This is a genomic window from Psychrobacter sp. BI730 (genome assembly GCF_013414195.1).
Lineage (GTDB): Bacteria > Pseudomonadota > Gammaproteobacteria > Pseudomonadales > Moraxellaceae > Psychrobacter.
This window is the reverse complement of the sequence record NZ_JAATTV010000012.1, coordinates 103,223-112,226: the sequence shown is the minus strand read 5'-3', so window position 1 is coordinate 112,226 and position 9,004 is coordinate 103,223. Positions and strand designations below refer to the sequence as shown.

The 9,004-nt window shown below is 36.9% G+C and carries 6 protein-coding genes; 3 read left to right on the top strand and 3 right to left on the bottom strand.

From position 1 onward, the window contains the following. Together HCZ91_RS10250 and HCZ91_RS10245 are read left to right on the top strand one after the other, a co-directional pair. The coding region (locus HCZ91_RS10250; RefSeq protein WP_179799307.1) for a DUF262 domain-containing protein at nt 1–1,429 on the top strand (1,429 nt) is incomplete at its 5' end. After that, nucleotides 1,422–2,294 (top strand): protein kinase, encoded by an 873-nt coding sequence (locus HCZ91_RS10245; protein WP_179799306.1) that lies wholly within the window; start codon nt 1,422–1,424, stop codon nt 2,292–2,294. The genes HCZ91_RS10250 and HCZ91_RS10245, both read left to right, overlap by 8 nt. 36 nt (nt 2,295–2,330) lie before the next feature. Here the strand turns inward: HCZ91_RS10245 and HCZ91_RS10240 are convergent, their stop codons facing one another. From HCZ91_RS10240 to HCZ91_RS10230, 3 genes are all read right to left on the bottom strand, one after another. Next, a complete protein-coding gene (locus tag HCZ91_RS10240) occupies nt 2,331–3,167 on the bottom strand; it encodes a phosphoadenosine phosphosulfate reductase family protein (RefSeq protein WP_179799305.1) in 837 nt (278 codons plus the stop codon). Further along, nucleotides 3,168–6,533: a hypothetical protein gene (locus HCZ91_RS10235; RefSeq protein WP_179799304.1), complete on the bottom strand. Its 3,366-nt coding sequence runs from the start codon at nt 6,531–6,533 to the stop codon at nt 3,168–3,170. A gap of 64 nt (nt 6,534–6,597) precedes the next feature. After that, complete coding sequence (locus tag HCZ91_RS10230; protein ID WP_179799303.1) at nt 6,598–7,614, bottom strand: DUF4007 family protein; 1,017 nt, start codon at nt 7,612–7,614, stop codon at nt 6,598–6,600. Nucleotides 7,615–7,778: 164 nt separating this feature from the next. On the opposite strand from HCZ91_RS10230, the gene HCZ91_RS10225 reads away from it, so the two are divergent. After that, nucleotides 7,779–8,927: an aminotransferase class V-fold PLP-dependent enzyme gene (locus HCZ91_RS10225; protein WP_179799302.1), complete on the top strand. Its 1,149-nt coding sequence runs from the start codon at nt 7,779–7,781 to the stop codon at nt 8,925–8,927. The last annotated feature ends 77 nt before the right edge of the window (nt 8,928–9,004 follow it).

The following is a 9,004-nucleotide window of genomic DNA, read 5'->3' as shown; positions in this document are numbered from 1 at the left end:
CAAGGTTGGATGGAGAATAATTTACCTAAACTATTTCATGATATGGGTTGTACTTCTTTTATCTTGGATTGACTATATTAGCGACTTTGTAGAATGGGATAATGATAAAAAATTAGTATTACAGCCAGACTTTCAAAGAAAAGCTGTTTGGAACAAAGCTTCTAAAATAATGTTAATTGATACATTATTAAAAGAATACCCACTTCCAAAGGTCTTCATACAAAATACTAATGAAGATAATGGTCGTACCGTCAGGAAAATAATTGATGGTCAGCAAAGGCTGAATTCAATATTAGATTTCGTGAATAATAAAATAAAGCTCGAAGACCCCTATGAAGGAGAATATAAGGGTTTTTACTACTCTGACTTACCAACAGAAGCTAAAAACAGTATGATGCGATATATAATCGACTGTAATGAAGCATATGGCTATACAGAGGAACAGTACAGAGAGATTTACACGCGTCTTAATAAATACGCGATACCTCTCAATAATCAAGAGTTAAGGAAAGCAGAATTCCCTGGAAATTTCTATAATCTAGCTGAAAAAATTGCCAACTTAGAAGTTTTAGATAATTGGAAGGTGTTTACTGTTGCAAGTAGAAGAAGACTATTAGACGTAGAATTTATATCTGAAATATTAGCAGGGTTATTAGAAGGTCCACAAGATAAAAAGAAAAGCCTTGATAACTTTTATATTGAATATAATAAAAAGAACCTCGATGGTTTAGAAAGAAGAATGATGACGGTAATAGATGAAATCAAAATACTCTTTCCTGAAGATTCTATGTCTAAAACTAGATTTAAACAAAAATCTGATTTCTATTCACTTGTCTTAGCTGTAGATCACTTTTCACAACAAGAACTTAGTCTCACTGATAAAAACGTGGCTTTTTTACAACAAGACTTTCAATTCTTAGATGAAAATATTAGCCCATCAGATGAAGACTTTACTAGCGTCCTTACAGAATATGCAGTTCGTTGCCTTAGTTCGGCCAATAGCACATCTTCAAGAAAATGGCGCATTAACTTTCTAAAAATCATATTGGCTGGTACGTATTTAGACAGTAATAGCTTCCTTCAACTGCAAGATACTTATAGGCTAGATAATAAATTAAAAGGTTTTCTTGAAATCTACGATATGTTAGACCCAGTGTACTATGACAGCGGCATGTGTCCACTTGGTGCAGGCACTTGTCCTTTATGCGAAGATGAGATTTTATTTGATGAAGAAAAATGGATTTTATTATGGGAGAAACATTTTCCACTTCAGCGAAGTAATCTTCTTAAAACCCATAAAAGACACTTTGAATCTTCCAAACACATTGAGTATCAACCCTCTTTTCGATCTATAATCGCTAGTATGCGAATTGATGACAACGATGAAGATGATTTCATTGAAGACCTTTTCGGAGACCTTGATGATTAATATTAAGGTCAATAGTTACTCTTATAAGGTTCCGCGATTAATTGAGATTGACTCTAAAAATTACGAATACCAAGAGCATTTAGGTAAAGGCGGAAACAGTTCTGTGGAATGTTATCTTGACTCGGGTTCAGGAGATGAGTATGCATTTAAAATCATTCCTTTAGAAGATTATAATAAATTTCATAGAAGAGAAGCTAAAAGAGCAGTTACCGAGCTTAAACTACTTAAAGCTTTGAATCATGAACATATTATCAAGTTTTATGGATATAAGCGTATTAATATAATTAGACAATACAGAGGTGAAAACCATACCGTAGAAGCTCTGTTAATCAGTATGGAGAAAGCTGACTGTAGTTTGAAAGATTACATTTGTAATAACAAAGTCGATTACAGTGAGTATTCAGGTCAATTAGTAGGGCTTGCCAAAGCATTGAATCAAATAAATAGTTACGCAATACATAGAGATCTTAAGCCAGAAAATATTTTAGTAGTAGATACTAAGTGGGTAATAAGCGACTTTGGATTAGGTTTCATGTTAGACGGCTCTAGTCCTGATATTACTAATGAAGGTAAAGCCATAGGTCCTAGGTACTGGTTATCGCCTGAGTCCTTTTCCAGATATATTAATATAGATGAACATCGTAAAGATATTAGTTTCAATTCTGATATATATCAAATGTGCTCTATTTTTTGGTTTATAGTAAACCGCAAGCATCCAAGCGGTATATTGAGTTCGAGTGATTTTATAGGCCCTAATAAATTATTTGAACCTATAAGAAAAGGTTTACAACACGATGCTTCGAGGCGATATGTTTCGACAGCTGAATTTGCACAAACATTAGAAGAATGCATTTATGAAGTCTAGCAGAAGCAAGTATAGTCAGTGAATAAGAATTGATATTTACTTGTGGCACATTACACATGCTTTACCTTGTCCATAGATATCATCCATATCTAGCTCAGGCTCACCATCAGGTCTAAGCGGATTAACTTTAATCCGCTTTTTCATTTTTGCTATTCTTTTTTCATGATCGGCTTTAATTTCAGCAATTCGCTCAGGGCGACTAAGCTCTTCTAGGGATTCACGCTCAGACCAAGTAAAAGGGCTCTGATTAGCGAGCGCTTCTTTCTCGTAAGCCATAGCCTCTTTAAAAGCTTCAGGATGACGCTCTAGAAGCCCAACCCACTCTATCTTGCGCTGGAAAAAGCAGAAAGTACATCCACTACGTGTACGCCATTCATAATATGACGGCAACCCTACTCCAGAGTTTTCTAAAATATCCATAACGCCTGGCTTATCAATCCCGTCTTCTCTGAAAGGAAGTTTAATCACAAGCTTTTCATCACTAGAGTCATAACCAGTACGGTACGGCTCATCTGAACGAATAGCGACATATGAGTGTACCTCATAGCCATCATCTAAAAAGCCCTGCACCCAGTCTTGGAACGGTTTTAGCTTCATTTTAATAGTACACCAACGAGCCTGGGGAGATGGCAAGTAGTCATTATGCTGAGTTAACCAAAAATCAAAATCTCTGTCAGGATTAATATGTTGTACGGGCTTACCTAAGTAACCCTCTAAATAAGAGAGATACTCATACACCTCATCGAGTTCTTTACCAGTATCCGTAAAGAAATACTCAATCTCTAAATCCGGGTAGTTATCACGCATATAAATAGCTAATGCTGCACTATCTTTACCACCTGATATACCCAATACGTGCTTGATTTTTGACATTTAAGACTCTTCCTTTTCAGCATCTTCTTCATCATTTAAAGCTTCTAAAAGCTTGGCAATCACAGCGATCCTATCATTCATATCGAATTGACTCGCTTTCAGAGCATTTGCAATTTCTTCTACTTTTTGATTGATAGGTTCTATATTTTTAGACGTAATATGCGCTTCTCGTACTCGGCTGGTCGTTGCATTAGGAGACTTAGTAATCACCCCGACTTTTTGTCTATCTGGGCTGGCATTCACATCAGCATTGACTTCTGCTTCCAAGAACTGAAAGCCATATGTGGCAATACGTTGCTGGGCCTTAGTAATGTCTTGGTCAATCCATTTTTTAGATGGCTTATTGCCTGCTAATAAACTAATGAGACTTTCAGCATCATTCATAGAGCCATCGTATTTAACAAGCCTCGCTATGAACGAATCTAGTAAATAATCACCCGACTTACCAAACAATGCTTCAGAACGTTGGTTAATTTCGGTGTAAGGATTAATAGTGTCTTCTTTTACCTTAAGATAGTTTTGAAGGTTCATGTTTATATCAGAAACCAGATCTGGATAAACCTTATCTAACTCTTGTAAACCTTCAATGATTTTCTGTACTTTTGCATCATCGTCATCTGCTGCGCTAAAGAACTTTGGTAAGTCATCAAAGAGCAATTGATTAGGATCATTTGCTTTTTTCAAAATATCACGCAGCTGCTTAGTTTTAGGTGATAAAGTATTAGTACGCTGAATCCATGGATGCAAACTATAGAAAATACTCACTAATGCTTGCGCGATCGGTAATGGTTCATCTTCAATATGAGCATCTAGACGAGCGCCGAACTCTTCTTGTAACCTGTCTCTTAAAACATGAATCCATGACTGGACACCCTCTAAGAAAGACACCTCCCTTACACCTACATCAGCTGGGACTTTAATTAGGTACTCAGCCAATAAGTATTGGACCGAAGGCTTGTATTCACCATTAATATAATTAGCCAAATCACTATGACGTGACAATATATAGGCAATGTATAGAATTTCATGAAGTCCTGCTTTAACGCCGTAAGGAGCTGCCCCCCAAGCCTCATATATCTGCTTGGCAGTAACCAGATCTCCTTTAGCATCAGAAATGATATTATCAGCACATTTCCAGATGGCTTCTAACTGTGTATCATCAGGTTTAGAAAAATAATAATTACCATCGCTATCCGTTTTGTGCAAACCATTTTTAGCAATAACTGATTCATATACACCTTTTTCAGGTGGGTACTTATCAATTCCTAAGCTTGCCTCTTCACTACGTTCAATCATACGTTTAAGCAGTTCACGGATAGCGCCTTTTGCGCTAGGTGATGGTTTATTACGATTGACCAGTTCGTTATTACAAATGAAGTTTTGAGTCACTTGCTTATCGGCGATGGTTGATGCAAGTGCTGAAAGTTTGAATCGATTCAATTGGGTTTCAGGACTTGCTAAATGCCTGCTATACCATTTCGATGCATTTAAACTCTTATCAAGCAACGTATTCAAAGCATCTTCAATTTCAACCAAACGCCCTTCAGTCTCTTGACGTGCAATCTTATCGTTTAGCAATCTCTCTTCATTTTTCAAGATGTTACTTAAAGCGATCTTATCTTTTAACATATCGATGATAATCGTATGACTATCTAAAACAGCAATTACCAAATTATTAAACTCATCAGAGTTGTCTATTTTTTTACAAACCTCTGTTGCCAACAATACTTCTTCATCATTTTTAGGTATAAGCAGACAAAAATATCCGACTAACGACGCATTGATACTATCTTGCAGACCCGTAAGTACATTTTCCAATGCATCAGTAACCGGAAGTAGTTTCACTTCCATCCAACGCAGACTACCGGTGAGTTGATAATGTTTTTTTGCAACGATAGGCTCAAACTGTTCTAGCTGCTCAAACGGTAGTGAGTCAAGATCTTGAATCTGTTCTCTCACCGCATCGTTTAAGTTAAAATCACTACCTTCACTAAGCACGTAGGATTGTTTAAATTTACTATAAAATATAATCGAAGCAGATTCTAACGACTTGATAAGCTCATTCAGTTGCTCTTCATTTATACCTAGTAGTGTCTTTAATAGCTCAGGACTCGCATGCACTCCTGTCCCATCTGCGAAAATACTGATGAGAGCAATTATTTTAATCAACTTAACTGCAGCCTCATTATCAAGGCCTTCATAACGATTAACTGCCGTTTGAGACAGCAGCCATTGCTTGCTGTACTCAGAAGCAATAATAGCGCTATTCAAGTTGCTATCCAGATAGTCCCAAAACTGATACGGCTTAAATAGAACAAACTCATCCAACAAAGTATTTTTTAGATAATAGCCAAACCCATTTGGTTCAGAAGACATTAAGAAAGAGAAAATACTACGCTGATTTTGTCCAAAGTTCTTTTGAGACAATTTGCATAGCAAAATTGCTACAAGCGGATGTAGGGGGAATACATCACTTAGCAGCTTGGTTAAACTCTCTGAATTGGTTTGACGGTAATTAGCAATATTCGCAACTAGCGATTGTATTTGGGTTGTGAACTCATCGCTGTTTTTGTATTGTTCTAACTGTTCATTAGTTATATTAATGACTTGACCAATCAGATAAATCTGCTCTTCAACCGATAATGTAATGGCGAAATCGACAAACCTACCCTGAATCTTCATCCATTCATTATGTGTTTTAGCAGTCGCTTGACGTGCGTAAGCTGTAAAAGATTGATGCAACATACCAACTAAAAGTACTCTTCCATTGGTTCTATTCACAAATTCAGCAAGCTGCTGCAGAAAATAAATGTCATCTGGACGATGGCTCTTGGCTGCACCATCAAACACCTTACCTAGCTCATCAATAAAAATAATCAGACGTTGTTCATCATCGATATAGCCATCTAATGCCTCTAAAATATCTTTCGCATCTGCACTTGAGGGTAATCCTAGCGCATCTTTAAATATTTGCTCTGGCGCTATCGTTTGACCTGTTAGGTTAAGCGTTTTCCATTGTTGGTCTTTAGAGTTAAAATGTTTAACAATAGCAGTCTTATTTTTTTTACTTAACTTAGAAGATGCGATTTCAACAATCTCTTTATCATCACTTACCAAGCCCTGTAGAAACAAAGCCAAACTCGATTTCCCAGATCCAAAAGGGCCTGTCCAAGTAAACGCTGTCTGTCCGCCTTTTATATGACCAATCATATTCATTAGAATTTGTTCATATGACGCAGTACAGTAAAAGTTACTAATAGGACCTTTGTCGTTGCTATCAGCATGGATATTGATAGAGCGTTGGAAGTATTGATTTCGCTCGATGTGGTCAATAAGGTAGTTATCTACATTAGGGCTAGTATTCATGACTATTTATAACTCTATAATTAATTTATTAAAAATACCGTAATTAAATATTTTTTAGGACCTATCAATGACTATAGTCTTCATTTCGCATATGCTCTACGCATTGCTCAAAAATAGCATCAAGACTACTACCATCAGTTATTTGAAATTGGCGAATCCCAGCAGACTGAGTCCACGTCAAAGAATATGTAGAGTCTTGCAGTTGCTCTGCATAATTTATAATCGCATCTTCATCTAACATGAATACCCGACCTGGAGAACATTCGTCATAAGTACACATCTCTAGCGACAAGGTATCAGCTGCCCCATTATGAATTCGCCAACAGTTTATTAAGCCGTAAACGAAAACATGCAGCGTCAAAGAGTTCTTCTCACCTCGTAGTGCTCTAATGTTTTGCTTATTAACACGGGTCAATAGCCCAAGCTCTACTAGCGGACCTTCTAATACATTTTCAAAATCATCAGTCGCTTTACGAGTTTTCGTTGTGTAATTTTGAATCAAGCATTCAATATCTTTTTTTATTGTTGAATCTGAAGGAGCCGATAAGCCGTGGTCTTTAAAGAACTCTTTTAATAAGCGAGCAAATTCTTCGCGGCTTAACTCTGACTTCGTATTGATATTGAAGAGCCAGTAATAGGTCATTAAATTAGGGTTTGTGACGAGGCATAAATGCAATAGCCAAATAGTCGAAGGTGATTCTAGATAAGGATCCAAACCATGATCAGCAAAAATATTTTCAGCATTATAAAAAGAATTGAGTTGTTTAGTTGCGTTTACATTACCGTCTTTCGAAATTTCATCAATTATCGTAGTAGGGTGTGTATTATAATAAGCGCTGTTATCTCTGATAATCATAGCCGTATGTGTTGACCAAAACCGCATAGCATTCAACATATTTTTACCAACACCAAAATCAGCAATAGCGGTACTTTGAGAGAAGACGTTTTCGATCTCTTCAGATTCCGGCTGTATTGCAATTTGATCATGAACTTTTTTTAACCAGCCATATCTCAGTGGGAAGGTATCATGGCCTGAAAGAGTTGGTTTTATATTATCTATCAAAGATGCAAAGTAACGCATAAATTTCAATCAATCCATATAATTTATAATAAACTTGTATAGTTGCTTTCTGCATTGGAACAACTCTCCAATGCAGAAGTATATCATGTTACTATCTTTATGTAATGAGATTCTCTTTTTTTCACCTTAAAAACTATCCTATACAAATAAATAATGAAAATTTTATGAAAAACATATATTTAGATTACAATTCACATACCCCTTGCGACACGTCAGTTATTAAAGCTATGCAGGACATATGGTCTCAGCCTGGAAACCCTCATTCAGACGGACACTTTTTTGGCTGGAACAAACAAACATTAGTCAGTGATAGCCTCACAAAATTAGCTGATATATATGACTGCTTTGAGGAAGAACTGTTAATTACTTCAGGAGCTACTGAAGCGAATAACTTAGCTATCTATTCAGGCATCCCTATTGCCGAAAAAACGAACCCACAAGCAGACACCGTCCTAACCAGTCACTTAGAACATAAATCTGTCTTAAACCCATTAGAGATAGCTGCTAGTAAATATGGTCTAAAACTGCTTTATGTGGACATCACATTGGAAGGTATTATCGACTTACAAGATTTGCAGACCAAACTTGAGCAGAATAATGTCCTATGGGTTTCTTGCACGATGACCAATGGTGTTATAGGAACAAGCCAGCCTATCTATCAAATTGCTGAGCTATGTCAGCGCTACGATACAATGTTACATGTAGATGCCTCACAAGCAGGTTATCTGGATATCGCCTGTCACGACTTAGAAGTGGATTTCCTGACACTATCAGCTCATAAAATATATGGTCCATCAGGTATTGGTCTATTGTACTCAAAACACTTACAACACCCTGAATTTATACCTATGATATCTGGTGGTGGTCAGCAAGATGGTTTGCGTGCTGGTACATTGCCTGTACCACTGGTTGTTGGATTCGCTGAAGCAGCTAAGGTGCTAGATGAGATTAAAGAATCTGAAGCTTTACGATTAAGAGACCTAAGAAATACATTACTAAATGGTTTGACTCAAGCTCTTGCAATCACAGTGTTTGGTGACTTGGATGGTCGCCATCCTGGTAACTTATACTTAGCGATTGAAAATGTCGATAGTATGCAACTTCTGAACAACCTACAACCACACCTCGCTTTTTCGCTTGGCTCCGCTTGCGACGGTTTGAGTCGTGAATACTCACCTATTATGAAGGCAATGGGTGTTCCAAAAGATGTCGCTGAATGTGCATTCCGAATTTGTGTTGGAAGAATGACTACAATTGAAGAGGTTAACTCGGCAATAGAGATGATAGTAGCTGAAGTTAAGAAATTAAAATGACTTTAGCTGAGGTTAGATTTATATCTTACTTGGCTCGAAATCGCACTACTGACCCATGCTATCAAATCTGTAGTCTT